Annotated in this window: 23 protein-coding genes and 1 pseudogene; 11 read left to right on the top strand and 13 right to left on the bottom strand. The window is 69.6% G+C overall.

The features are described from left to right. Nucleotides 1–161: 161 nt before the first annotated feature. The 3 genes from OG966_RS24135 (at nucleotide 162) to OG966_RS24125 (ending at nucleotide 1,985) form a co-directional block, all read left to right on the top strand. Nucleotides 162–650 (top strand): YajQ family cyclic di-GMP-binding protein, encoded by a 489-nt coding sequence (locus OG966_RS24135; protein ID WP_326651914.1) that lies wholly within the window; start codon nucleotides 162–164, stop codon nucleotides 648–650. Nucleotides 651–813: 163 nt separating this feature from the next. Then, nucleotides 814–1,320 carry a methylated-DNA--[protein]-cysteine S-methyltransferase gene (locus OG966_RS24130; RefSeq protein WP_326651913.1) on the top strand — a complete coding sequence of 169 codons (507 nt, stop codon included), beginning with the start codon at nucleotides 814–816 and terminating at the stop codon, nucleotides 1,318–1,320. Continuing rightward, nucleotides 1,317–1,985: an alpha-ketoglutarate-dependent dioxygenase AlkB family protein gene (locus tag OG966_RS24125; protein ID WP_326651912.1), complete on the top strand. Its 669-nt coding sequence runs from the start codon at nucleotides 1,317–1,319 to the stop codon at nucleotides 1,983–1,985. The genes OG966_RS24130 and OG966_RS24125 overlap by 4 nt, the downstream gene beginning before the upstream one ends. A 102-nt stretch (nucleotides 1,986–2,087) precedes the next feature. On the opposite strand, the gene OG966_RS24120 is transcribed toward OG966_RS24125, so the two are convergent. Then, nucleotides 2,088–2,357, bottom strand: coding sequence for a GlsB/YeaQ/YmgE family stress response membrane protein (locus OG966_RS24120; RefSeq protein WP_326651910.1), 270 nt, complete (start codon nucleotides 2,355–2,357; stop codon nucleotides 2,088–2,090). An 86-nt stretch (nucleotides 2,358–2,443) separates the two neighbouring features. On the opposite strand from OG966_RS24120, the gene OG966_RS24115 reads away from it, so the two are divergent. After that, nucleotides 2,444–3,661, top strand: coding sequence for an APC family permease (locus OG966_RS24115; protein ID WP_326651909.1), 1,218 nt, complete (start codon nucleotides 2,444–2,446; stop codon nucleotides 3,659–3,661). Nucleotides 3,662–3,739: 78 nt separating this feature from the next. On the opposite strand, the gene OG966_RS24110 is transcribed toward OG966_RS24115, so the two are convergent. The 12 genes from OG966_RS24110 to OG966_RS24055 all read right to left on the bottom strand — a co-directional run bounded on the left by OG966_RS24110 (nucleotide 3,740) and on the right by OG966_RS24055 (nucleotide 15,096). Then, nucleotides 3,740–4,132 (bottom strand): YccF domain-containing protein, encoded by a 393-nt coding sequence (locus tag OG966_RS24110; RefSeq protein WP_326651908.1) that lies wholly within the window; start codon nucleotides 4,130–4,132, stop codon nucleotides 3,740–3,742. Further along, complete coding sequence (gene htpX / locus OG966_RS24105; RefSeq protein ID WP_326651907.1) at nucleotides 4,129–4,992, bottom strand: zinc metalloprotease HtpX; 864 nt, start codon at nucleotides 4,990–4,992, stop codon at nucleotides 4,129–4,131. Before htpX ends, OG966_RS24110 begins: the two co-directional genes overlap by 4 nt. 149 nt (nucleotides 4,993–5,141) lie before the next feature. Next, on the bottom strand, nucleotides 5,142–6,683 hold the full coding sequence (locus OG966_RS24100; RefSeq protein ID WP_326651905.1) for an NADH-quinone oxidoreductase subunit N: 1,542 nt from the start codon (nucleotides 6,681–6,683) through the stop codon (nucleotides 5,142–5,144). Continuing rightward, nucleotides 6,680–8,233 (bottom strand): NADH-quinone oxidoreductase subunit M, encoded by a 1,554-nt coding sequence (locus tag OG966_RS24095; RefSeq protein ID WP_326655345.1) that lies wholly within the window; start codon nucleotides 8,231–8,233, stop codon nucleotides 6,680–6,682. The genes OG966_RS24100 and OG966_RS24095 overlap by 4 nt, the downstream gene beginning before the upstream one ends. A 27-nt stretch (nucleotides 8,234–8,260) precedes the next feature. Then, a complete protein-coding gene (locus tag OG966_RS24090; RefSeq protein WP_326651904.1) occupies nucleotides 8,261–10,267 on the bottom strand; it encodes an NADH-quinone oxidoreductase subunit 5 family protein in 2,007 nt (668 codons plus the stop codon). Further along, nucleotides 10,264–10,635, bottom strand: coding sequence for an NADH-quinone oxidoreductase subunit NuoK (gene nuoK / locus OG966_RS24085; RefSeq protein WP_326651903.1), 372 nt, complete (start codon nucleotides 10,633–10,635; stop codon nucleotides 10,264–10,266). The genes OG966_RS24090 and nuoK overlap by 4 nt, the downstream gene beginning before the upstream one ends. Next, nucleotides 10,635–11,195, bottom strand: coding sequence for an NADH-quinone oxidoreductase subunit J family protein (locus tag OG966_RS24080; RefSeq protein ID WP_326651902.1), 561 nt, complete (start codon nucleotides 11,193–11,195; stop codon nucleotides 10,635–10,637). The genes nuoK and OG966_RS24080 overlap by 1 nt, the downstream gene beginning before the upstream one ends. Next, nucleotides 11,192–11,857: a NuoI/complex I 23 kDa subunit family protein gene (locus OG966_RS24075; RefSeq protein WP_326651901.1), complete on the bottom strand. Its 666-nt coding sequence runs from the start codon at nucleotides 11,855–11,857 to the stop codon at nucleotides 11,192–11,194. Before OG966_RS24075 ends, OG966_RS24080 begins: the two co-directional genes overlap by 4 nt. After that, on the bottom strand, nucleotides 11,857–12,825 hold the full coding sequence (locus tag OG966_RS24070) for a complex I subunit 1/NuoH family protein (RefSeq protein ID WP_326651900.1): 969 nt from the start codon (nucleotides 12,823–12,825) through the stop codon (nucleotides 11,857–11,859). Before OG966_RS24070 ends, OG966_RS24075 begins: the two co-directional genes overlap by 1 nt. Continuing rightward, nucleotides 12,822–14,021 (bottom strand): NADH-quinone oxidoreductase subunit C, encoded by a 1,200-nt coding sequence (locus tag OG966_RS24065; RefSeq protein WP_326651899.1) that lies wholly within the window; start codon nucleotides 14,019–14,021, stop codon nucleotides 12,822–12,824. Before OG966_RS24065 ends, OG966_RS24070 begins: the two co-directional genes overlap by 4 nt. Further along, nucleotides 14,018–14,695, bottom strand: a complete 678-nt coding sequence (locus tag OG966_RS24060; RefSeq protein WP_326651897.1) for an NADH-quinone oxidoreductase subunit B — start codon at nucleotides 14,693–14,695, stop codon at nucleotides 14,018–14,020. Before OG966_RS24060 ends, OG966_RS24065 begins: the two co-directional genes overlap by 4 nt. Continuing rightward, entirely contained in the window at nucleotides 14,686–15,096 is a 411-nt protein-coding gene (locus tag OG966_RS24055) for an NADH-quinone oxidoreductase subunit A (protein WP_326651895.1), read from the bottom strand. The genes OG966_RS24060 and OG966_RS24055 overlap by 10 nt, the downstream gene beginning before the upstream one ends. Before the next feature lie 200 nt (nucleotides 15,097–15,296). On the opposite strand from OG966_RS24055, the gene OG966_RS24050 reads away from it, so the two are divergent. From OG966_RS24050 to OG966_RS24020, 7 genes and pseudogenes are all read left to right on the top strand, one after another. Next, nucleotides 15,297–16,481, top strand: a complete 1,185-nt coding sequence (locus OG966_RS24050) for a sensor histidine kinase (protein ID WP_326651893.1) — start codon at nucleotides 15,297–15,299, stop codon at nucleotides 16,479–16,481. A gap of 226 nt (nucleotides 16,482–16,707) precedes the next feature. Beyond that, entirely contained in the window at nucleotides 16,708–18,021 is a 1,314-nt protein-coding gene (locus OG966_RS24045; RefSeq protein WP_326651891.1) for a sensor histidine kinase, read from the top strand. 186 nt (nucleotides 18,022–18,207) lie between these two features. Further along, nucleotides 18,208–18,867 carry a response regulator transcription factor gene (locus OG966_RS24040; RefSeq protein ID WP_326655344.1) on the top strand — a complete coding sequence of 220 codons (660 nt, stop codon included), beginning with the start codon at nucleotides 18,208–18,210 and terminating at the stop codon, nucleotides 18,865–18,867. A 249-nt stretch (nucleotides 18,868–19,116) separates the two neighbouring features. Beyond that, entirely contained in the window at nucleotides 19,117–21,057 is a 1,941-nt protein-coding gene (locus OG966_RS24035; protein WP_326651887.1) for a 2-oxoacid:acceptor oxidoreductase subunit alpha, read from the top strand. After that, nucleotides 21,050–22,099, top strand: coding sequence for a 2-oxoacid:ferredoxin oxidoreductase subunit beta (locus OG966_RS24030; RefSeq protein WP_326651885.1), 1,050 nt, complete (start codon nucleotides 21,050–21,052; stop codon nucleotides 22,097–22,099). Before OG966_RS24035 ends, OG966_RS24030 begins: the two co-directional genes overlap by 8 nt. A 347-nt stretch (nucleotides 22,100–22,446) precedes the next feature. Next, nucleotides 22,447–23,466: an EamA family transporter RarD gene (rarD, locus tag OG966_RS24025; protein ID WP_326651883.1), complete on the top strand. Its 1,020-nt coding sequence runs from the start codon at nucleotides 22,447–22,449 to the stop codon at nucleotides 23,464–23,466. Continuing rightward, nucleotides 23,450–23,906: pseudogene (locus OG966_RS24020) on the top strand (VOC family protein). Before rarD ends, OG966_RS24020 begins: the two are co-directional and overlap by 17 nt. Nucleotides 23,907–23,911: the final 5 nt, after the last annotated feature.

Below are 23,911 nucleotides of genomic sequence, written 5' to 3'. Positions count from 1 at the left end.
TGGTGCTCCGTGGCAACGACGTAAACGATACCTGATGCCCGGGGGTGCTTGGCGACCGGATTGATCAGCACTCGGGACGGGTGCGGGTGGCTAGGCTTGCGGGAGCGGTTCGGGCAGTTCCGGCCGCGCCTCCACGCACCCGATACAAGGAGCCACAGGACATGGCCGACTCCAGTTTCGACATCGTCTCGAAGGTCGAGCGGCAGGAGGTCGACAACGCCCTCAACCAGGCCGCGAAGGAGATCTCTCAGCGCTACGACTTCAAGAACGTCGGGGCTTCGATCGCCTGGTCCGGCGAGAAGATCCTTATGCAGGCCAATTCCGAGGAGCGGGTCACCGCCATCCTCGACGTCTTCCAGTCCAAGCTGGTCAAGCGCGGGATCTCACTCAAGGCGCTGGACGCGGGCGAGCCGCAGCTGTCCGGCAAGGAGTACAAGATCTTCGCCTCGATCGAGGAGGGCATCTCCCAGGAGAACGCCAAGAAGGTCGCGAAGATCATCCGCGATGAGGGCCCGAAGGGCGTCAAGGCGCAGGTCCAGGGCGATGAGCTGCGGGTCAGCTCGAAGAGCCGGGACGACCTGCAGGCCGTGCAGGCGCTGCTGAAGGGGCAGGACTTCGAGTTCGCGCTGCAGTTCGTGAACTACCGCTGACTCCGGCGGCCGCGCGCCGGGCGGACCGGGGGCGGAGTGACCGGGTCGCTCCGCCCCCGCCCTGTGTGGTGTGACGTCCGAATCCCGCCAGCTTCGGCGGGACCGGGGTCGCAGACTCGTAGGCGTAGGGCGATAGGACACGCTGCGAGAAAGGGAACAAGCCATGACGGTCTACGCGACCATCGACAGCCCGCTGGGCACATTGCTGCTGGTCGGCGAGGAGTCCGCCACGGCGAAGGGCGGCACCGCACTCGCCTCGCTCTCGCTGACCGGACACAAGGGCGCCGCCGCCGTCCAGGACGGGTGGCGGCGTGCCCCGGAGGCCTTCGAGGAGATCGCCAACCAGCTCAGGTCGTACTTCGGGGGTCTGCTGACGCACTTCGAAATCGAGTACGTCGACGGCGGGACGGAGTTCCAGCGGCGGGTGTGGCAGGCGCTGGAGGAGATTCCGTACGGGGAGACTGCGAGCTACGGGGAGATCGCCCGGCGGGTCGGTACATCGGCGGTGGGCGTACGCGCCGTGGGGACCGCGATCGGTCGCAATCCGCTGCTGGTCGTACGGCCGTGCCACCGGGTGATCGGGGCGGACGGGGCCCTTCGGGGTTACGCGGGCGGGATCGAGCGCAAGCGGCGACTCCTCGGGCTCGAAGGCGCACTGGCGGCATCGTGAGCGGAACCCTGTTCCCCAGGGAGCGGGCGGTCGTCGCTCCCGGCGCCGTCCATGTGCCGGGGTGGCTCCCCGTGGACCGGCAGCGGGAACTGGTCGAGGCCTGCCGGGCCTGGGCGTGCGGCCCCGTACCTCTCCGGCACACCGCGCTGCCGGGCGGCGGCGTGATGTCCGTACGGACCGTGTGCGTCGGATGGCACTGGCAGCCGTACCGGTACTCCCGTACCGCGGACGATGTGAACGGCGCACGGGTCGCCGAATTCCCGGACTGGCTGGCGGATTTGGGGCGTGCTGCGCTGGTCGGGGCGTACGGCGGGGATCAGGGTCAATCCCCCGCCGACTACAGCCCCGACACTGCGCTGATCAACTTCTATGACGGCGCGGCGAGGATGGGCATGCACCGGGACAAGGAAGAGCGGTCCGGTGCGCCGGTGATTTCGCTGAGCATCGGCGACACCTGCGTCTTCCGGTTCGGGAACACCGAGACGCGAGGGCGGCCGTACACGGATGTGGAGCTGGCGTCCGGAGACCTGTTCGTCTTCGGAGGGCCGTCGCGCTTCGCGTACCACGGGGTGCCGAAGGTGTACGCGGGGACGGCCGACCCGGCGACGGGGATGAGCGGTGGGCGTCTGAACATCACCCTGCGGGAGACGGGACTGGCGGACTGATCGGCCCCGGGCGGGTCCGGGTCCCGGGTCCGGGTCCCGGGTCCTCCACGGTTCTCGGCGGGGGCAGGCGGGCCGGGCTACTGCGGGTCCGGGCAGCGCCGGCTAGCGCGAGCGGGAGTGGCCGAAGAGGATCCGGTAGGCGATCAGCAGGACGAGCGCACCGCCGATGGCCGCGGCCCAAGTGGCGCCGTCGTAGAACTCGTTGGTGATCGGCCGGTCCAGGAAGCGGGCCGATATCCATCCGCCGGTGAAGGCCCCGGCGATGCCGATGAGAGTGGTGCCGATCAGGCCGCCGGGGTCACGTCCCGGGAGCAGGATCTTGGCTATGGCCCCGGCAAGCAGTCCGAGGATGATCCAGCTGATGATTCCCATGCCGTGAACCTGCCTTTCGTACGGTGTTGCTGTGGAGGACGCCGGGCGGATACGCCGCGGTTGCGGAGATCAGTAGCCTGCGACACATGGCGGAGGAGTTGCGGCGGTCACTGGGGGTCTTCGACGCGGTCGTGATCGGGCTGGGGTCGATGGTCGGGGCGGGCATCTTCGTGGCACTGGGCCCGGCGGCAAGGGCGGCCGGGTCGGGACTGCTGCTCGGGCTGGCGCTGGCCGCGGTGGTCGCGTACTGCAACGCCATGTCGTCGGCACGGCTCGCCGCTCTGTATCCGGAATCCGGCGGTACCTATGTGTACGGACGGGAGCGGCTCGGCGAGTTCTGGGGGTACCTGGCGGGCTGGGCATTCGTCGTGGGGAAGACCGCGTCGTGTGCGGCGATGGCGCTGACGGTCGGAGCATATGCGTGGCCGGCGCAGGCGCATGCGGTGGCGGTCGCCGCGGTGGTGGCGCTGACTGCCGTGAACTACCGGGGTGTTCAGAAGTCGGCGTGGCTGACGCGGGCGATCGTGGCGGTGGTGCTGGCGGTCCTCGCTGCGGTCGTGGTGGTCTCCCTCGGGTCGGGGGCTGCGGACTTCGGACGGCTGGACGTGGGCGCGGACGCCTCGGCCGGCGGGGTGCTGCAGGCGGCGGGGCTGCTGTTCTTCGCCTTCGCCGGGTACGCGCGGATCGCCACGCTGGGCGAGGAGGTGCGCGATCCGGCACGGACCATCCCGCGCGCCGTCCCGCTGGCGCTGGGGATCGCGCTGCTGGTCTATGTGTGCGTCGCGGTCTCGGTCCTCTCTGTGCTGGGAGTCGCTGATGTGGGGCGGGCGACGGCTCCGCTCGCCGATGCCGTACGGGCGGCGGACGCTCCGTGGATGGCGCCCGTCGTTCAGGTGGGGGCCGCGGTGGCGGCGCTCGGGTCTCTGCTCGCGCTGATTCTCGGCGTCTCCCGTACGACGCTGGCAATGGCACGGGACGGCCATCTGCCGGGAGCGCTGGCCGCTGTGCACCCGCGGTTCCAGGTGCCGCACCGCGCGGAGCTGGCCGTGGGAGCGGTCGTCGCGGTGGCGGCGGCGACGGCGGATGTGCGCGGGGCGATCGGCTTCTCGTCGTTCGGAGTGCTGGTGTACTACACAATCGCCAACGCCTCGGCCTGGACGCTGAGTTCCCGGGGCCGGGTGGTGGCGAGTACTGGCCTTGTGGGTTGCCTGGTGCTGGCCTTCGCGCTACCGCTTTCGTCCGTGGTCGCCGGCGCTGCGGTGCTGGCGGTGGGCGCGGCTGTGTACGCGGTGAGGCGGCGCTGAGGCCTCACATCCGTGGATCGGCGCGTGCTGCTCGGCAGTTGACCGCCCCGGCCACCCCGGCCACTTCCGCCTCCATGGCTATTGGGAGGTGAACGGCTGGTCCGTGCGGACGATCTCCTTGCCGAAGGGCAGCAGGGAGACCGGGAGCAGCTTGAAGTTGGCGATGCCCAGCGGGATGCCGATGATCGTGAGGCACAGGGCGATGCCGGTGAAGATATGGCCGAGCGCCAGCCACCAGCCCGCCAGGACAAGCCACAGCACATTGCCGACGCAGGACGGCGCGCCCGCGTCGTGGCGCTCGACCACGGTGTAGCCGAAGGGCCAAAGAGCGTAGACACCGATCCGGAAGGCCGCCAGGCCGAATGGGATGCCGATGACCGTGATGCAGAGAAGGACGCCGGCGAGCAGATAGGCGAGGAAGAGCCAGAAGCCGCTCAGGACCAGCCATATGACGTTCAGGATTGTCTTCACGGTCGGTGACCTGCCATTTGCTCGAGTCGGGCGATGCGTTCAGTCATCGGTGGGTGGGTGGAGAACATTCTGGAGAGACCTTGGCCCTGGCCGAAGGGATTCGCGATCATCATGTGGCTCGCGGTCTCGAGTCGCGGCTCGGCGGGCAGCGGCAACTGCTTGGTACCGGCGTCGAGTTTGCGCAGGGCGCCTGCCAGGGCGAGCGGGTCGCCGGTGAGCTGAGCGCCTGAAGCGTCGGCCTCGTACTCGCGCGAGCGGCTGACGGCAAGCTGAATCACGGAAGCGGCCAGCGGGCCCAGGATCATGAGCAGCAGCATGCCGAGGAGGCCCGGCCCGTCGTCGTCGTCGGAACGGCCGATGGGGATCAGCCAGGCGAAGTTCACCAGGAACATCACCACGGAGGCGAGCGCGCCGGCGACCGAGGAGATGAGGATGTCGCGGTTGTAGACATGGCTCAGCTCGTGGCCGATGACGCCGCGCAGTTCGCGTTCGTCGAGGATCCGCAGGATCCCCTCGGTGCAACAGACCGCGGCATTGCGCGGGTTGCGGCCGGTGGCAAAGGCATTGGGGGCCTGGGTCGGCGAGATGTAGAGGCGGGGCATGGGCTGGCGGGCGGCGGTCGAGAGCTCGCGGACGATGCGGTAGAGCGCGGGTGCCTCGAATTCGCTTACGGGACGGGCGCGCATGGCCCGCAGGGCCAGCTTGTCGCTGTTCCAGTAGGCATACGCATTGGTGCCGAGCGCCACGACGAGCGCGATGAGCAGGCCCGTACGGCCGAAGAAGCTGCCGATGACGAGGATGAGTGCGGACAGTCCTCCGAGGAGTACGGCGGTCTTCAGCCCGTTGTGCCGGCGGTGCACGGTACGCCCTCCAAATGGTGCGGCAGGGGAACCCTTTGCGTGGTGGTGCTCCACTCACCAGTGGACCCTTCTCTACTGGTCAACGCCAGGCGAAGGACGCTAGTTCCCTTGTGCTTCCGGCCCTGGACTGGGCCGTTCGGGTGGCGCGCTCAGAACAGGCTGCTCGCCGCGAAGCGAAGAACCAGCTCGGGATAGCCGGAGAGGACGATGCCGGCGACGGCGGTCAGAACGATGGCGACCGTGATGGGCGTGGGGGCACTCCTGCGGACCGGTTCGGCCTTCTCGGCATCCTCTTCGGCGGGCTCCGTGGCAGCCTCGGGGGCGCGGAAGAGGATCGCCGTCCACTGCAGGTAGTAGTAGAGGGCGATCACGACATTGATGGCCATGATGACGGCCAGCCAGCCGAGGCCCGCGTCGACGGCCGAGGAGAAGACGGTCACCTTGGCGAACAGCCCGATGATGCCGGGCGGCAGACCGGCCAGGCAGAGCAGGAAGAAGCCCATGGCGAGGGCGGCGAACGGGCGGGTGGCGTAGAGGCCGCGGTAGTCGGAGATCCGGTTCAGCGGCTTCGTACGGGCGACGAGCGCCGCGACCGCGAAGGCCCCGAGGTTCACCACGGCGTACATCAGGGCGTACGCGACGGTCGCGCCGATCTGGTCGTCTGTGGAGTACGCGGCGGCCGCGATCGGCACCAGGAGGTAGCCGGCCTGCCCCACAGAGGACCAGGCCAGCAGGCGTACCGCGCTCCACGCGCGCGTGGCCGACTGGCGCAGCGCCGCGACATTGCCCGCCGTCATGGTGAGACCGGCGAGGACGGCGATGGCCGGACCCCAGACGTCCGCGTACCCGGGGAACGCGATCACCGTCACCAGGATGAGGCCCGAGAAACCGACCGCCTTTCCGACGACGGAGAGGTACGCGGCGATGGGCAGCGGGGCACCCACATAGGTGTCGGGGACCCAGAAGTGGAAGGGAACCGCGGCCGTCTTGAAAGCGAAGCCGACGAGGGTCAGGACGACACCTGTTTTGGCGACGGTGTCCAGCTGACCGGGGACGTTGTCGAGTCCGGCGGCGATCTGCGTGAGGTGGAGGGTGCCCGTCGCCGCGTACACGAAGCTCACGCCGAGGAGCATCACCGCGGTCGCGGTGACCGAGGAGAGGAAGAACTTGAGGGCTGCTTCGCTCGAGAGCCGGTCCCCGCGCCTCAGGCCGACGAGCGCGAAGGCGGGCAGCGAGGCCACCTCGAGGGCGACGACGAGGGTGGCGAGGTCGCGCGAGGCGGGCAGCAGGGCGGCGCCGGCCGCGGAGGAGAGCAGCAGGAACCAGAACTCCCCTGCGGGAAGCTTCTTCCTGGTGTCGTGGAGCGAGAGCAGCCCGGTGAGCAGCGCACCCCCGAGTACCAGGAACTGGATGACCAGCGCGAAGTGATCGGCTGTGTAGCTGCAGGCGTCGGCGTCCGTCGTGAGGCAGAACGTCGCGCGGTTGCCCTTGCGCAGCGGCAGGAGGGTGACGAGCGCGGCGGCGAGGCCGGCGATCGCGACTGCTCCGAGCAGCTGCTTGCGCTTCTCCGGCACGAAGAGGTCGGCGACCAGCACGATCAGGGCGACCACCGCGGTGATGGTGGGCGGCGCGATCGCGAGCCAGTCGACGGACTGGACGAGGCTGGTGACGCTGTCGGCTGCCACGGTCACGACTTGCCTCCTGCGAGGAGCTTCTGCACGGCGGGGTCGGTGAGGCCGAGGAGGGCCGCGGGCCACAGTCCAGCGAGGACGGTGAGGGCGACGAGCGGGGTCCAGGCGGCGAATTCGTACGTCTGGATGTCGGCGAGCTCCGGTGTCTCCTCGGCGGGCTTCGCACCCATGCAGACACGGCGTACGACGACGAGGAGGTACGCGGCGGTGAGCAGCGTCCCGAAGCCGGCGATCGCCATGAAGGTGAGGAAGGCGGGGCGGCTGAGACCGTCGGCGGGGTCGAAGGCCCCGAACATCGCGAGCATCTCGCCCCAGAAACCGGCCAGGCCGGGCAGACCGAGGGAGGCGACGGCGCCGAAGGCGAGGAAACCGCCGAGGCGCGGAGCGTGGCCGTAGAGCGCGGCGCCGGTCGCGCCGGCGAGGGTGTCGAGGTCGGCGGTGCCGTAACGGTCCTTGAGTGCTCCGACCAGGAAGAAGAGCAGGCCGGTGATGAGGCCGTGGGCGATGTTGGCGAAGAGCGCGCCGTTGACGCCGGTGGGGGTCATCGAGGCGATACCGAGGAGCACGAAGCCCATGTGGCCGACGGAGGAGTACGCGATCAGGCGCTTGAGATCGCCACCCGCACCCTGCTTGGCGAGTGCGAGGCAGGCGAGGGATCCGTAGATGATGCCGGCGACGGCGAAGGCGGCGAGATACGGCGCGAATGTCTGCATACCGCCGGGGGCGATCGGGAGCACGATACGGACGAATCCGTACGTACCCATCTTCAGCAGCACGCCGGCGAGGAGGACGGAGCCGACGGTCGGCGCAGCGGTGTGGGCGTCGGGAAGCCAGCTGTGCAGCGGCCACATCGGAGTCTTCACGGCGAGGCCGATACCGATCGCCAGAACCGCAATGACCTGCACGGATGCCGTGAGCTCGCGGCCGTTGTCAGTGGCGAGTGCCACCATGTCGAAGGTGCCGGTCTTCAGCCCGATCAGCAGCAGGCCGAGCAGCATCACGACGGAGCCGAGCAGCGTATAGAGGATGAACCTCCAGGCGGCGGCCTGCCGTGCCTCGCCGCCCCAGCGGGCGATGAGGAAGTACATCGGGATGAGGACCATCTCGAAGGCCAGGAAAAAGAGCAGCAGATCGAGGACTGCGAAGGTCGCGAGAGTCCCGGATTCGAGGACGAGCAGCAGCGCGACGAAGGCCTTCGGGGACGGGCCCGAAGGCATCTTGAAGTAGCTGTACAGCGCGCAGAGGAAGGTCAGCAGCGCGGTCAGGACGACCAGGGGGAGAGAAATGCCGTCGATGCCCAAGTGGATCCGCACATCGAGTGCGGCGATCCAGCTGATGTTCGTCGTGGCTTGCATCCTGGACGGGTTGTCATGGTCGAAGCCGAGGGCCAGGACGACCGCAGCGACGAGGATGACACCGGTGACGGTCACGCCGTGGCGCAGGACAGCCTGGTCCGGGCCCTTGCCCCGCAGGCCGGGCGGGGCGGGCAGGAGCGCGGCCGCGGCACCGACGAGCGGGCCGACGACGATGAACGCGAGAAGGAACTGCATCACGGACTCGCTGATATCGATCACGGCTCACGATCCGGCGTTGACGTTGGCAAGGACGACGGCGGCGATCGCCAGGGCGACGGAACCGGCAAGCAGCGCGCCGAGGTAGGTCTGCACATTTCCGGTCTGGGCTCGGCGCACGGCGGCGCCGAGCCAGCCCGCGCCGGTACCCGAGCCGCGTACGTATGTCTCGACGACCTCGCGGTCGAGGAAGCGGACCAGTTGGGCAGCGGCCAGGACGGGGCGTACGAACAGAGCGGAGTAGACGGCGTCGAGGTGGAAGCCGACTGCGGCGTGGCGGTGGAGCGGGCCGAGCAGGAGGCGGCCGGGGTCGCTCGGATCGGGGGCGGCCGCGGCATCACCGAAGGCGGCGGTGTGGGCGGCGATGGCTTCGGCCTCGGAAACCGACGGCGCGGCGTCCGGGTGGGCGGCGACGGCACCCAGGGGCGTGGGAGCGGGGCCCTGCCGGAACTGCAGGGCGCGCCAGGTGCCGTAGGTGATGAGTCCGCCGACGAGGGCGATACCGGTGCCGAGTACGGCGGTGGTGACGGTCGGGGTGAGACCGCGGCCGTCGAACCAGTCGTCGATGTAGGCCAGGGTCAGCCCGAAGCCGAGTGAGGGGATGGCCAGAACCCAGAGCACGGCGTTCATGGCGATGGGCTCCCTGCGGTGTTCGGGGGCCTCGGCTCCTCGGCCGCGGAAGGTGAGCAGCCAGAGGCGGGTCGCGTACGCGGCGGTGAGGAGTGCGGTCAGCAGACCGGCGACGAGCACTGTCCACCCAGCGGCCCCGGGTGCGATGTCGGTTTCGCCGAGCGCGGCGTGCTCGGCGGCCACGAGGACGGCTTCCTTGGAGAAGAAGCCGGCGAAGGGAGGGATCGCGGCGAGCGCGAACAGGGCGATGGTCATCGTCCAGTAGGCGTCGGGAACGCGCTTCGCGAGGCCGCTCATCCGGGACATGGTGGCGAGCGAGTTGGTGCCGGAGGCGTGGATGATCACGCCGGCGGCAAGGAAGAGCAGTGCCTTGAACGCTCCGTGTGACATGAGGTGGAAGACGGCGGCACCACGGTCACCGACGGCCAGGGCACCCGACATATAGCCGAGCTGGCCGATCGTCGAGTAGGCGAGGACGCGCTTGATGTCGTCCTGGGCGAGGGCCGCCAGCCCCGAGCCGACCATGGTGATCGCGGCCATCACGGCGAGGACGATGAGGGCCGCCGCGGAAGCGGCGAAGACAGGAAGGAGACGGGCAACAAAGTAGATACCGGCCGCGACCATCGTCGCGGCGTGGATCAGCGCGGAGACGGGGGTGGGGCCCGCCATCGCGTCGGGCAGCCAGGTGTGCAGCGGGAACTGCGCCGACTTGCCCGCCACACCCGCGAGGAGCAGCAGCGCGACGAGGGTGGGGTGCTGGATGCCACCGGCCGCGACCGAGCCGAGGATCCCGGTGATCCGGAACGTGCCGGCGTCGGCAGCGAGCGCGAACAGACCGATCAGAAAGGGGACATCGCCGAGTTTGGTTACCAGGAAGGCCTTGAGGGAGGCGGCGCGCGCCTCGGCCGTCTCCCAGTAGTGGCCGACGAGGAAGTACGAGCAGATGCCCATGATCTCCCAGCCGACCAGGAGGACCATCAGGTCGCCGGAGTAGACGACGAGCAGCATCGCGGAGGTGAAGAGGGAGACGAGGGCCGCGTAGGAGGGGTAGCGCGGGTCGTCGCGGAGATAGCCCGTCGAGTAGATCTGCACACAGGACGCGACCACCCCGACCAGCACGGCTACGAGGACCGCGAATCCGTCGAGGTACAGGGCGAGGTCGATAGGGACCGACCCGGTGGGGGTGAGCTGAGTGGAGGCCTCGATCGCCTTCCCCCCGCCCTGGCGGATCGCCACGACGACGGCGATGGCGGCCGCGGCAAGGGTCGGCAGGACGGCCAGGGGCCGCACGAAACCGGGGGCGGTGCGGCCGAGCAACAGGCCGGCCGCGGCACCCAGGAAGGGAAGGAGGGGGACGAGGACAGCGAGGGTCGTGGTGGTCACGCGGCGGCCTCCGCCTTGTTCGCCAGGGCAGTCGCGTCGGCAGCGTCGGGAGTGTCGTCCGGGCCCTCGACCGTGTCGCGGAGTCTGTCGACGTCCGAGGTTCCGCGGTTGCGGTAGACCGACAGGACGATCGCCAGGCCGATGCCGATCTCCGCGGCGGCGATGGCGATGGTGAAGAGGGTGAGCGCCTGGCCGGCGTGCAGGGTGTCGCGCAGCCAGACGTCGAAGGCGACGAGGTTGAGGTTGACGGCGTTGAGCATCAGCTCGACGGACATCAGCACGAGGATCGCGTTGCGGCGTGCGAGTACTCCGAACAGCCCGACGCTGAAAAGGAGGACGGCGAGCACGGCGGGATAGGCGAGGTGCATCAGCTCTTCCCCTCGGGATCCTTGGCGTCCTTGCGGGACAGGACAATCGCGCCGACGAGGGCGGCGAGCAGCAGTACGGAGAGCGCCTCGAAAGGCAGCACCCAGTGCCGGAAAAGGATCTCGCCGGACACCCGGGTGGAGCCCTGGGCCGGACCGTCCAGGTCGATCCAGGTCGTACGGAACGCGTCCACGACCACCCAGACCAGGGAGCCCCCGGCGGCAACGGCCACGGCGAGGGCGACCCAGCGGTTGCCGGAGTCGGCGTCCGGGGAGCGGCCGATGGGGGCCTTGGTGAGCATCAGCCCGAAGAGAAGGAGGACGACCACGGAACCGACGTAGATCAGGACTTGCACCCAGGCGATGAACTCCGCCGTCAGCAGCAGGTACTCGACGGCGAGGCCACCGAGCGCCACGACCAGCCAGAGGGCCGCGTGCACCAGCTGCGTGGTCCTGACGGTTATGACGGCCGCGCCGAGTGTGGCGAGGCCGACGAGGACGAAGGCGATCTCGACGCCCGTCGGGGAGAGGAAGCCGTGGGTTGCGGCTGCGGCGAGCATCATGCCGGGCCTCCCTCGCCCGCGGGCGGCGTGGCCGGTGGGCTGCCGTCGGACGGTGGCGTGCTCCCGGCCCGGGTGGTGCCGTCGGCTCGGGTGGCGGTGCCGTCGGCCGGTGCCTCGGTGGTTGCCTCCGCCTCCGCCTGCGCTGCCGCGAGCTTCTCGGCCGCCTTGCGGGCGGCGCCGATCTCCTTCGGCTCCTCGGCGGCAGGATCGAGCGCGGGCGGCGCGGGTACCGTCCACATCCACTCGCGGAGCTTGTCGCGTTCATGGGTGAGCTCGCGGATGTCCGTCTCCGCGTACTCGAATTCCGGTGACCAGAACAGCGCGTCGAACGGACAGACCTCGATGCAGATACCGCAGTACATACAGAGCGCGAAGTCGATGGCGAACCGGTCGAGGACATTGCGGCTGCGCTCGCGGCCGCCGGGGGCCGCGGCCGGGACCGTCTCCTTGTGGGAGTCGATGTAGATGCACCAGTCGGGGCACTCACGGGCGCAGAGCATGCAGACCGTGCAGTTCTCGTCGAAGAGAGCGATCACGCCGCGGCTGCGGGGCGGGAGTTCGGGCTGGACGTCCGGGTACTGCGCGGTGACGGTCTTCTTCGTCATCGTCCGCAGGGTGACGGCGAGGCCCTTCGCGAGGCCGGATCCGGGGATCGGAGGCATTACTGGATCACCACCTTCACGATGCCGGTGAGGGCGATCTGGGCGAGGGCGAGCGGGACGAGCGTGGTCCAGGCGAGTTTTTGCAGCTGGTCCTCGCGCATCCGTGGATAGGTCACGCGCAGCCAGATGACGACGAAGGCGAGCACGGCCGTCTTGAGCAGGGTCCAGACCCAGCCGAGGCCGTCGGCCCCGAACGGGCCGTGCCAGCCACCCAGGAAAAGGACGGTGGTCAGAGCGCACAGGACGACGATGCCCGCGTACTCGGCGAGCAGGAAAAGCGCGAAACGAAGGCCGGTGTACTCGGTGTACGCACCGAAAATGATCTCGGAATCGGCGACCGGCATGTCGAACGGTGGGCGCTGGAGTTCGGCGAGGCCCGCGACGAAGAAGACCATGGCGCCCACGATCTGCCAGGGCAGCCACCACCACTCGAAGGCGTTCAGGATGCCGGGCAGCGAGACGGTGCCGGCCGCCATGGCGACGGAGGCGGCGGTCAGCAGCATCGGCAACTCGTACGCCAGCAGTTGTGCGGCGGTACGGAGACCGCCCAGGAGGGAGAACTTGTTGGCCGATGCCCAGCCCGCCATCAGCGAGCCGAGCACGCCGACACCCATCACGGCGAGCACGAAGAAGATGCCCGCGTCGACGACCATCCCGACCGCGCTCTCCCCGGGGCCGATCGGGATCGCGACCAGAACAAGGAGGTACGGAAGGAGGGCGACTGCGGGGGCGAGCTGGAAGATACGGCGGTCGGCGTTGGCCGGGACCACGTCCTCCTTCTGCGCGAACTTCACACCGTCAGCGACAAGCTGGGCCCAGCCGTGGAAACCGCCCGCGTACATGGGGCCGAGGCGGCCCTGCATATGGGCCATCACCTTGTGCTCGGTCTGCCCGATGACGAGGGGAAGGACGAGGAACACGGCGAAGATGATGACCAGCCGGCTGGCGACGTCGAGAGCGTCGTTCACGCGTCTCCTCCGGGGCGTTCGGCCGAGCCGGGTGCGGATTCGTCGGTCTCGGGCGGGGTGGGTCCGTCCGGGGCGGGCCCGGTGGGGGCGGGGTCTTCGGCAGCTGCGGGCGCCTCAGGTGCCGGGCCCTCTGCCGCGGGAGTCCCAGCTGCGGGAGTCTCAGGTGCCGGAGTCCCAGATGCGGGAGTCTCAGGTGCCGGAGTCCCAGATGCGGGAGCCTCAGGTGCCGGAGTCCCAGATGCCGGAGCTTCAGGTGCGGCTGCGTCGTCGAAGGCGGGGCGCGGCTTGTGCCAGGGGGCTTCCGAACCGCCGGTCCCCTTCGCCGAGTCCTGCGAATGCGCCTCGGGCTCACTGGGCGTCGCGGGCGTCGCGGGCTTGCCCTCCGTCGACTCTGAGCCCTCCGTCGTCTCTGTCCGCTGCGCCGCCGAGCCCTCCGACACGCTCCGGGCACGACGCGGCGTGGCCGGAGCGGCCGGAGCCTCGGGAGTCGTCGGCGTCGCCTCCGGTGCCTGGGACGCCGAGCCCTCCGAGACGCTCCGGGCACGACGCGGCGGGCGGTCGCCGGTGGCGCCGGCCGTGCGCCCCGCCCTCGCCGGGCGGGCGGGGGCCGGCGGGAGCTGGCCCTTGAGGGGGCCCCATTCGTTCGGGTCCGGGACGCCGGGCGGGAGCATCTGGCGGCGCTTGGGGCCGCCGTGCTCCGACTCCCCCGGCTCCTTCGCACCCGGCCACGCCTTCACGACCCGGGCCGCCAGGACGAAGTCCTTGCGCAGCGGGTGGCCCTCGAAGCCGTCCGGCAGAAGCAGCGGGACGAGGTGCGGGTGATCGGTGAAGGAGACGCCGAACATCTCGTGCGTCTCACGCTCGTGCCAGGCGGCGCCCGCGTAGATCTCGACGGCGGACGGGAGTTCGGGTGCCTCGTGCGGGACCGTGGTGCGCACCAGCAGGCGGCGCACGCTCCGGCCCTCGAGGGACACGACGTGCGCGCAGACCCGGAAGCCCGTGCCCGGTTCGTCGACCGCGCTCAGCCAGTCGAAATAGGTGCAGCCCAGCTTGTCGCGCGCGATCTCGAGCGCGGCGATCCAGGAGCCGACGGGGACGTCGACCGTAAGCAGGTCGTAGGCCCGCTCGGCGGTGGCCTCCTCGCCGAAGATCTCGGCGGCGGCTTCCGGAAGGCGGTCGTAGGCGGTGGCGGTCACTCGGCACTCTCCCCCGGAGCCGGATCCGGAGCCGGACCCGTGCCCGTGGCCGGAGCCGGCGCGGCCGGCGGCCGCACCAGGCCGCTCTGCAGAGCAGCGGCGGAGGGACGCGCGGAGTACCGCTCGCTCAGCGACTCGCGCGCGATCTTCTCCTGCAGCTTCAGGATGCCCTGCAGCAGCGCCTCGGGCCGCGGCGGGCAGCCGGGCACGTACACATCGACCGGAATGATCTGGTCGACGCCCTTGGTCACGGAGTACGAATCCCAGTACGGGCCGCCGCAGTTGGAGCAGGCCCCGAAGGAGATGACGTACTTGGGCTCGGGCATCTGCTCGTACAGGCGCTTCACCGCGGGCGCCATCTTGTCCGTCACGGTGCCCGAGACGACCATCAGGTCCGCCTGGCGCGGGCCGGGCGCGAAGGGGATCACGCCGAGCCGGATGAAGTCGTGGCGCGCCATCGAGGCGGCGATGAACTCGATCGCACAGCAGGCGAGCCCGAAGTTGAAGACCCACAGGCTGTAGCGGCGACCCCAGTTGAGGACCACCTTCATCGGTTCCGGGGCGAGGCGCGAGAGGACGCCCAGGCGCTTCGGCTCCGGCAGGAGTTGCGGGGTCTTCGTGGTCGAGGTGGAGGGGATCTCCGTGGTCGAGGGGATCTCCGGGGTCACGTCCATGTCAGGACGCCCTTCTTCCATGCGTAAAGCAGACCCACGGCCAGGAAGCCGAGGAAGATGAACATCTCCACGAGCGTCGTCGCGCCGTATCCGGCGGCGGCGAAGATCGTCGCCCAGGGGAAGAGGAAGATCGAGTCGACGGCGAAGATCACGTACAGAAAGGCATAGACGTAGTAGCGGACCTGGGTGTGTGCCCAGCCCTCACCCACCGGGTCCACTCCGCATTCGTACGTCAGCAGCTTCTCCGGCGTGGGTACCACGGGCCGCAGCAGCCGCCCCGCCCCGAAGGCCACGGCGACGAACAGCACGCCGATCAGCGCGAGCAGTCCGACGACCGAATAGCTCTCGAAATAGCTGGCGAAGTGGTCCGCCGCGAGCACGGCCACGGTCGGTTCCGGCACGTCCGCCCCTCGCTCCCTGAGCTCGTTGATGATCTAGGTGATCTATTCGACGATCTATTCGACGATCTCTACGCACGCGAGTCTAGGCCCTGCTAAAGAGACGGTAAGCAGTCACGTCTCGCATCAGGTGGGGTTATCCCTACTTCGTCCCACCCATGTACCCCATGGCGTGCGGCGACCCGGCCCGGCAGGGTGGGCGCATGACCGCAAGCATCGCCGTTCCCGACAACGACCGGCCGCCACCCGCGCTCTTCGCCTTCGGCCGCCACACCTGGACGGAGATCGCGTATCTCCTCGCCAATCTGCCGATCGCCCTGGCCGGGTTTGTTTACGTGGTGTTCATGATTTCCACCGGTGCGGCACTGTCGGTGACGGTGATCGGTCTGCCGCTCCTCGCCTTGGGACTCGCGGGCGCGCGCGGGCTCGGCAAGGCGGAGCGGGCCCGGGCCCGCGCGCTGCTCGGTGTACGGATGGACGAGCCGAGCCCGCTGCGCGGATCCCGGCGCCGCGAGGGAATCGTCCCCTGGCTGTGGGCGGGCCTGAAGGACCCCGTGGCGTGGCGGTCGGTGCTGTATTCCTTCATCCGGCTGCCCTGGGGCGTGCTGACCTTCACGATCACGCTGGTGGGCTTGTTCGTGCTCTGGCCCATACTCCCCTTCATCGTGCGCGGACTGACCAACGCCGACCGGGCGATGGTCCGCGGTCTGCTCTCCCCCTCCGACGAACTGGAGCGGCGTATCGCCGAGTTGGAGTCGGACCGTGGCGTGGTGGTCGACACGGCCGCGGCGGATCTGCGCCGTATCGAACGCGATCTGCACGACGGCGCACAGGCCCGGCTCGTGGCACTCGCCATGGGGCTCGGTCTCGCCAAGGAGAAGCTGAGCGGGGACGCACTGGACACAGCCGCCGCCGCGGCGATGGTCGACGAGGCGCACGGCGAAGTGAAGCTGGCGCTCCAGGAGCTGCGCGATCTGGCACGCGGCATCCATCCCGCCGTACTGACCGACCGCGGACTGGACGCAGCGCTCTCCTCCGTCGCCGCACGCTGTACGGCCCCGGTGAAGGTGACGGTCGATCTGACGGAGCGGCCGGCCGAGGCCATCGAGGGCATCGCGTACTTCACGGTCTCCGAGCTGCTCCAGAACGTCAGCAAGCACGCGGAGGCGAAGAACGTCTCGGTGGATGTCTGGCGGGCGAACGAGCGGTTGCTGATCCAGGTCCAGGACGACGGACGCGGCGGTGCGTCACTGGACGGCGGTACGGGCATGGCGGGTCTGGCCGAGCGGCTGGGGGCGGTGGACGGGCTCTTCGTTCTGGACTCGCCGGTCGGCGGGCCGACCGTCGTCACGGCGGAGCTGCCCTGGCGCGAGCGCGGCATGCGCTGACACCTCGCGTGCCGCAGCCCGCGCTGCGATGTCCGCCAGCCCGCGCCCTAACACCCCGCCCCGACGCGTCCGGCAGCCCGCGCCCCGCACTCCGAAGAGGGCCACAAGGCGCCCCCATGGTGGGGAAAACCCCCGCCTCAAGACGGTAACCGCCCTCATGGTGTGCGGCCCGCGCCCCCAGCAGTCTTGAGTCATGACAGCCCGCAGCGCAGAACGGACGACTTCGATGGCCACGGATTACCGACCGGAGCCCCGGGACCACTTCCTCCCTCCGGCGCTGCGCGCGCCGCTGGAGGGCCGTACCTGGCGCGAGTTCGGCTATCTGCTGCTGAGCCTCCCGATGAGCATCGTGTTCTTCACCTTCGCCATCGCGACCGTTTCGCTCGGCGCCGGGCTGCTCATCACCTTCCTCGGCATCCCGGTGCTGGCCGCCGGTCTGGCCGGCCTCCGCGGTCTCGGCGCGGTGGAGCGGGCCCGGGCCCGGGGCCTGCTGGACCTCGATGTCGGCGACCCCGCTCCGGTGCGCGCCCGTACGCATGGGCTGATGTCCTGGGTCGGCGCCGTCCTCAAGAGCGGGGCGTCCTGGCGCCACCTGCTCTATGCGGTGCTGCACTTCCCGTGGGCGATCTTCGCCTTCGTCGTCGCGACGGTCTTCTGGGTCAACGGCTTGGCTCTGCTGACGTATCCGCTGTGGGGGTGGGTCTTCCCGCGCTACCTCGACGAGCCGGGCATCTCGATCTACGGCGACAGTCACGGAAACCAGCTGTACCTCGACACACCCTTCGAGATCGGCGCCATCACCGTGGTCGGCCTGGTCCTCGTCCTCGCGACCCCCTGGCTGGTTCGCGGTCTGGCCGCCGTGGACCGAGTGATGGTCGCCGGGCTCCTCGGGCCCTCCAGGCTCGACACGCGCGTCGTCGAGCTGGAGTCGGACCGCGGCGTGGTCGTCGACACGGCGGCCGCCGATCTGCGCCGTATCGAACGCGATCTTCACGACGGCGCGCAGGCCCGCCTGGTCGCACTCGCCATGGACCTCGGTCTCGCCAAGGAGAAGCTGCTCGAGGATCCCGACGCGGCCGCCCGCATGGTGGACGAGGCGCACGGCGAGGTGAAGGTGGCGCTCCAGGAGCTGCGCGATCTGGCCCGCGGCATCCATCCCGCCGTACTGACCGACCGCGGACTGGACGCAGCGCTCTCCTCCGTCGCCTCGCGCTGCACCGTCCCGGTGAGCGTGGAGGTGGAGCTGCCCGCCAGGCCGGCTCCCGCCATCGAGGGAATCGCCTACTTCACCGTGTCCGAGCTGCTGCAGAACGTCAGCAAGCATGCGCAGGCAGCCCGTGCCACGGTGGATGTCTGGCGCTCCCAGGACCGGCTGATGCTGCAGGTCACGGACGACGGCCGGGGCGGCGCGGACACCTCGGCCGGCAGCGGCCTCGCGGGTCTGGCGGAGCGGCTCGACGCGGTGGACGGAATCCTGGCCGTTGACTCACCGGCCGGCGGCCCGACGACCGTGACGGCCGAGCTTCCCTGGCGCGGCTGAACCGCCCCCGCCCCATGAAACTGAACCGCACCCACCCCACAAAAACGCCCCCGGACACGCCCAGCAAGCCCCCAATCCCGTCGATTCCCCGAGCCTGGGCGCGGTCCGGTCCGGATACTGGGATGCTGGAGGGCGCAGGGGTGGGAAGCGGATCGACATGGGGGCTTCAGGGTCGTGGAGGACAGAGTGCGGGTCGTCATCGCCGAGGATTCAGTGCTGCTTCGGGAGGGCCTGACCCGGCTGCTGACCGACCGCGGGCACGATGTCGTGGCCGGCGTGGGGGACGCGGAAGCGCTGCTCAAGACGGTCGGTGACCTGGCCGCGCAGGACGCGCTGCCGGATGTGGTGGTCGCGGATGTGCGGATGCCGCCCACTCATACGGATGAGGGCGTACGGGCGGCGGTGCGGCTGCGCAAGGACCACCCCGGGATCGGGGTGCTGGTCCTTTCGCAGTACGTAGAGGAGCAGTACGCCACCGAGCTGCTCGCGAGCAGCAGCCGCGGCGTGGGCTATCTGCTCAAGGACCGGGTCGCCGAGGTCCGTGAGTTCGTGGACGCCGTGGTCCGGGTGGCGCGGGGCGGCACCGCGCTGGACCCCGAGGTCGTGGCGCAGCTGCTGGGCCGCAGTCGTAAGCAGGATGTGCTCACCGGGCTCACGCCGCGCGAGCGTGAAGTCCTCGGTCTCATGGCCGAGGGCCGGACGAACTCCGCGGTCGCCAAGCAGCTCGTGGTGAGCGACGGCGCGGTCGAGAAGCACGTCAGCAGTATCTTCCTGAAGCTCGGACTCTCCCCCAGTAATGGGGATCATCGGCGTGTACTGGCGGTGCTGACCTACCTCAACTCCTAATTGACTGACACTCTGTCAGACATCGAGTGGAACGGCAGACACAGAACCAAATAATGAACAGGGAGCGTCTTTACACACGGACCAGGGGGGCGGAGCGGAGCATGGCAAACCAGGGCATCAGTGCGTCTCAAAAAGACGTCCGGCATATGAGCGGTCCAGGGAAGGCCACCCTTACGGACGTAGGGTGGCATTGGGACGGCCGGTGGGCCGGCCGGGCCCGAGCAGCCGCCTCGAGGGAGGTCCAGTTCAGTGACCAGCCAGGTCAGTAGCCCAGCCGAGCAGGCCGATGACGAGGCCGATGAGGCTCTCGTCGGGGAGCAGCGCAGACCCGCCGGCGAGAAGGAAGTCCGCCGCCTGGATCGGGTGATCATCCGCTTCGCGGGTGACTCCGGTGACGGTATGCAGCTCACGGGTGACAGGTTCACCTCGGAGACCGCGTCGTTCGGCAACGACCTCTCCACGCTTCCGAACTTCCCCGCCGAGATCCGGGCGCCTGCCGGAACACTCCCGGGCGTCTCCAGCTTCCAGCTGCATTTCGCAGACCACGACATCCTCACCCCGGGCGACGCGCCGAACGTGCTGGTCGCCATGAACCCCGCCGCCCTCAAGGCGAACATCGCCGATGTGCCGCGCGGCGGCGAGATCATCGTCAACACCGACGAGTTCGCCAAGCGGGCGATGGCCAAGGTCGGCTACGACACCTCGCCCCTGGACGACGGCTCGCTGCAGGCCTACCGCGTCCACCCGGTGCCGCTGACGACGCTCACCGTCGAGGCGCTGAAGGAGCACGGGCTCTCCCGCAAGGAGGCCGAGCGCTCCAAGAACATGTTCGCGCTGGGGCTCCTGAGCTGGATGTACCACCGGCCGACCGAGGGCACCGAGACCTTCCTGCGCACCAAGTTCGCCAAGAAGCCGCAGATCGCCGAGGCGAACATCGCGGCGTTCCGGGCAGGCTGGAACTTCGGCGAGACGACCGAGGACTTCGCCGTCTCCTACGAGGTCGCGCCCGCGAGCAAGGCGTTCCCCACCGGCACCTACCGCAATATCTCCGGCAACCTGGCCCTCTCCTACGGGCTGATCGCCGCGAGCAAGCAGGCCGATCTGCCGCTCTACCTGGGCTCGTACCCCATCACCCCGGCCTCCGACATCCTGCACGAGCTCTCCAAGCACAAGAATTTCGGCGTACGGACCTTCCAGGCCGAGGACGAGATCGCAGGCATCGGCGCGGCGCTGGGCGCGGCCTTCGGCGGCGCGCTCGGCGTCACCACCACCTCCGGCCCCGGTGTCGCGCTCAAGTCGGAGACCATCGGGCTGGCGGTCTCCCTGGAGCTGCCGCTGCTGATCGTGGACATCCAGCGCGGCGGCCCCTCGACCGGTCTGCCCACCAAGACCGAGCAGGCCGATCTACTGCAGGCGATGTACGGACGCAACGGCGAGGCACCGGTCCCGATCGTCGCGCCCCGTACGCCCGGCGACTGCTTCGACGCCGCTCTCGAGGCGGCCCGGATCGCGCTCGCCTACCGCACCCCGGTGCTGCTGCTGAGCGACGGCTACCTGGCCAACGGCTCCGAGCCGTGGCGTATCCCCGACATCGACGAACTCCCCGATCTGCGCGTGCAGTTCGCGACCGGCCCCAACCACGAGCTGGCGGACGGAACGGAGGTGTTCTGGCCGTACAAGCGTGATCCGCAGACCCTTGCGCGTCCCTGGGCGGTTCCGGGGACGCCAGGACTCGAGCACCGCGTCGGCGGTATCGAGAAGCAGGACGGCACCGGCAATATCTCCTACGACCCTGCCAACCACGACTTCATGGTCCGCACCCGCCAGGCCAAGATCGACGGCATCGAGGTCGACGACGTAGCGGTCGACGACCCGCACAGCGCGACCACACTGGTCCTGGGCTGGGGCTCGACATACGGTCCGATCACCGCCGCCGTACGCCGGCTGCGCACCGCCGGCCTTCCCATCGCGCAGGCCCATCTGCGCCACCTCAACCCGTTCCCGAGGAATCTCGGGGAGGTGCTGGGGCGTTACCAGAAGGTAGTGGTACCCGAGATGAACCTCGGCCAGCTCGCCACCCTGATCCGGGCGAGGTATCTGGTCGACGCGAAGAGCTACAACCAGGTCAACGGCATGCCGTTCAAGGCCGAGCAGCTCGCAGAAGCTCTCAAGGAGGCCATCAATGACTGAGGCGCTCTCGCTGGTGCCCAAGGCCGACGCCAAGCAGTCCATGAAGGACTTCAAGTCCGACCAGGAAGTGCGCTGGTGCCCAGGCTGCGGTGACTACGCGATCCTCGCCGCCGTGCAGGGCTTCATGCCCGAGCTCGGCCTGGCGAAGGAGAACATCGTCTTCGTCTCCGGAATCGGCTGCTCCTCCCGCTTCCCGTACTACATGAACACCTACGGGATGCACTCCATCCACGGCCGTGCTCCCGCCATCGCGACCGGGCTCGCCTCCTCGCGCCGCGATCTGTCGGTCTGGGTCGTCACCGGCGACGGCGACGCCCTCTCCATCGGCGGCAACCACCTGATCCATGCGCTGCGCCGCAATGTGAATCTCAAGATCCTGCTGTTCAACAACCGCATCTACGGACTCACCAAGGGCCAGTACAGCCCGACCTCCGAGGTCGGCAAGATCACCAAGTCGACGCCGATGGGCTCGCTGGACGCGCCCTTCAACCCGGTGTCGCTGGCGATCGGCGCCGAGGCGTCCTTCGTCGCCCGCACCGTCGACTCCGACCGCAAGCACCTCACCGAGGTGCTGCGCCAGGCCGCCGACCACCGGGGCACGGCGCTGGTGGAGATCTACCAGAACTGCAACATCTTCAACGACGGCGCCTTCGAGGTACTCAAGGACAAGCAGCAGGCGGAGGAGGCCGTGATCCGCCTCGAGCACGGGGCTCCGATCCGCTTCGGAAACGACGGCAACAAGGGTGTCGTGAGGGACGCGGCAACCGGCGATCTGAAGGTCGTCGCCGTCACCCCCGAGAACGAGTCGCAGATCCTGGTCCACGACGCGCACAGCGCCAGCCCGACCACGGCCTTCGCGCTCTCCCGCCTCGCCGACCCGGACACCCTGCACCACACCCCCATCGGGGTACTGCGCAGTGTGGACCGGCCGGTCTACGACACGATGATGTCCGACCAGCTCGACACCGCCATCGAACAGAACGGCAAGGGCGACCTGGCTGCGCTGCTCGCCGGCAACGACACCTGGACCGTCGTCGGCTGACCCACCACCACGCACCTGTCCGAGGCCCGGATCTCCCGTCAGGAGGTCCGGGCTTCGTCGTACGCCGCGCGCGCCACCAGGACCTCCTCCGTCCGCCGCTCCGTCCGGCGGACCGGCTCCTCGGGCGCGGCCTGCCGGCCCGCACGACGGGCGACCTGGCACGGCCGGCCGTCCCACGACCGCGCTTGCCGACCCGGTCACGGCGGCTCTCGCGACGGTCCGAACCGTCCGGACGACACCGTACGGCGGACCAAGATCCGTCATGACCGTATGGCGATACGGACATGACAGCCTGCCCCCGCGCCGCGTACCTTCGACGAGGTGATGCACCCAGGGCGGGAGGGCCAGTGAAGGCGGACGGCGAACAGCGGGCGGGGCTGCTGTACGGGATCGGGGCCTACGGGATGTGGGGCCTGGTCCCGCTCTTCTGGCCGCTGCTGAAGCCGTCCGGGGCGGCGGAGATCCTCGCCCATCGGATGGTCTGGTCACTGGTCGTCGTCGGCATCGCGCTGCTGGCGCTGAAGCGGTGGGGCTGGATCCGTGAGCTGATACGGCAGCCCCGGAAACTGGGGCTCATCACGGTCGCGGCGGCGGTCATCACCGTCAACTGGGGCGTCTACATCTGGGCCGTCAACTCGGGCCATGTCGTCGAGGCCTCGCTCGGCTACTTCATCAACCCGCTGGTCACCATCGCGATGGGTGTACTGCTGCTGAAGGAGCGGCTGCGCCCGATGCAGTGGGCGGCGGTCGCCACGGGCTGCGCGGCGGTGCTGGTGCTGGCGATCGGCTACGGACAGCCGCCGTGGATCTCGCTCACGCTCGCGTTCTCGTTCGCCACGTACGGCCTGGTCAAGAAGAAGGTCAACATCGGCGGTCTCGAGTCGCTGGCCGCGGAGACCGCGATCCAGTTCCTCCCGGCGCTGGGCTTTCTGCTCTGGCTCGGCGCGGACGGCTCGGCCACCTTCGGCGCCCACGGCGCGGGCCATGCGGCGCTGCTGGCCGCGACCGGCGTGGTGACCGCCGCGCCGCTGGTCTGCTTCGGCGCGGCGGCGATCCGGGTGCCGCTCTCCACGCTGGGGCTGCTGCAGTATCTGGCCCCGGTCTTCCAGTTCCTGCTGGGGATCCTGTACTTCCACGAGGCGATGCCCGCGGAGCGGTGGGCGGGCTTCGCGCTGGTGTGGCTGGCGCTGACCTGTCTGACGTGGGACGCGCTGCGGACGGCTCGGCGTACGAAGGCAGCGCTGCGCCTCGCGGCTGCGGCGCGCGCGGCCGCGGCGGCCGCAGCCGCTCCGTCATCGGCTCCCGCGCCGGCTCTCGCGCCGGCTCCCGCGTCGGCTCTCGCGCCACAGACTGAACCGACCGCCTGACGCGCGGCCTCGTGGGCGCTGCTGCGGCCGAGCCCCGCGTTGCGCGGCAGGCCGCGCGGCCCTCGGCTACGAGCTCGAGGACCACAGCCCCCCTTATCAAGCGCCTGCGCGGATACAGTCAACTGCCGGACGATTCGACGGTCCGTTCACACGGCCGGGACGCCTTGCGCGATTACGCCGCCGTCCGGCATCCGGACGACCCCTTCGACAAGGACAGCGGGATGGGCCTCGGCCGCAGGCTCCTCTTCCAGCGCGTACCGGCGGGGAAGACGGCGAAGAACCGGCTCCATCTCGACCTGCACGTCGGCCCGGAGCGCCGCGAGGCGGAAGTCGCACGGCTGGAGGGCCTGGGAGCGAGGGTTCTGTACCACGCGGACGAACCGGTGGGCGTCTGGTCGACCATGGCCGACCCCGAGGGCAATGAGTTCTGCGTGGAGTAGCCGGA

This window comes from Streptomyces sp. NBC_01750 (assembly GCF_035918095.1).
Classification (GTDB): domain Bacteria; phylum Actinomycetota; class Actinomycetes; order Streptomycetales; family Streptomycetaceae; genus Streptomyces.
The sequence above is the reverse complement of the archived record's forward strand: the minus strand, read 5'-3'. Positions and strand labels throughout refer to the sequence as shown.

Coding starts and splice junctions, on each gene's coding strand:
- OG966_RS24135 (WP_326651914.1), top strand. CDS start 162: ATGGCCGACTCCAGTTTCGACATCGTCTCGAAGGTCGAGCGGCAGGAG.
- OG966_RS24130 (WP_326651913.1), top strand. CDS start 814: ATGACGGTCTACGCGACCATCGACAGCCCGCTGGGCACATTGCTGCTG.
- OG966_RS24120 (WP_326651910.1), bottom strand. CDS start 2,357: ATGGGAATCATCAGCTGGATCATCCTCGGACTGCTTGCCGGGGCCATA.
- OG966_RS24115 (WP_326651909.1), top strand. CDS start 2,444: ATGGCGGAGGAGTTGCGGCGGTCACTGGGGGTCTTCGACGCGGTCGTG.
- OG966_RS24095 (WP_326655345.1), bottom strand. CDS start 8,233: ATGCAGTTCCTTCTCGCGTTCATCGTCGTCGGCCCGCTCGTCGGTGCC.
- nuoK (WP_326651903.1), bottom strand. CDS start 10,635: ATGCACCTCGCCTATCCCGCCGTGCTCGCCGTCCTCCTTTTCAGCGTC.
- OG966_RS24080 (WP_326651902.1), bottom strand. CDS start 11,195: ATGATGCTCGCCGCAGCCGCAACCCACGGCTTCCTCTCCCCGACGGGC.
- OG966_RS24075 (WP_326651901.1), bottom strand. CDS start 11,857: ATGCCTCCGATCCCCGGATCCGGCCTCGCGAAGGGCCTCGCCGTCACC.
- OG966_RS24060 (WP_326651897.1), bottom strand. CDS start 14,695: ATGGACGTGACCCCGGAGATCCCCTCGACCACGGAGATCCCCTCCACC.
- OG966_RS24050 (WP_326651893.1), top strand. CDS start 15,297: ATGACCGCAAGCATCGCCGTTCCCGACAACGACCGGCCGCCACCCGCG.
- OG966_RS24045 (WP_326651891.1), top strand. CDS start 16,708: ATGGCCACGGATTACCGACCGGAGCCCCGGGACCACTTCCTCCCTCCG.
- OG966_RS24030 (WP_326651885.1), top strand. CDS start 21,050: ATGACTGAGGCGCTCTCGCTGGTGCCCAAGGCCGACGCCAAGCAGTCC.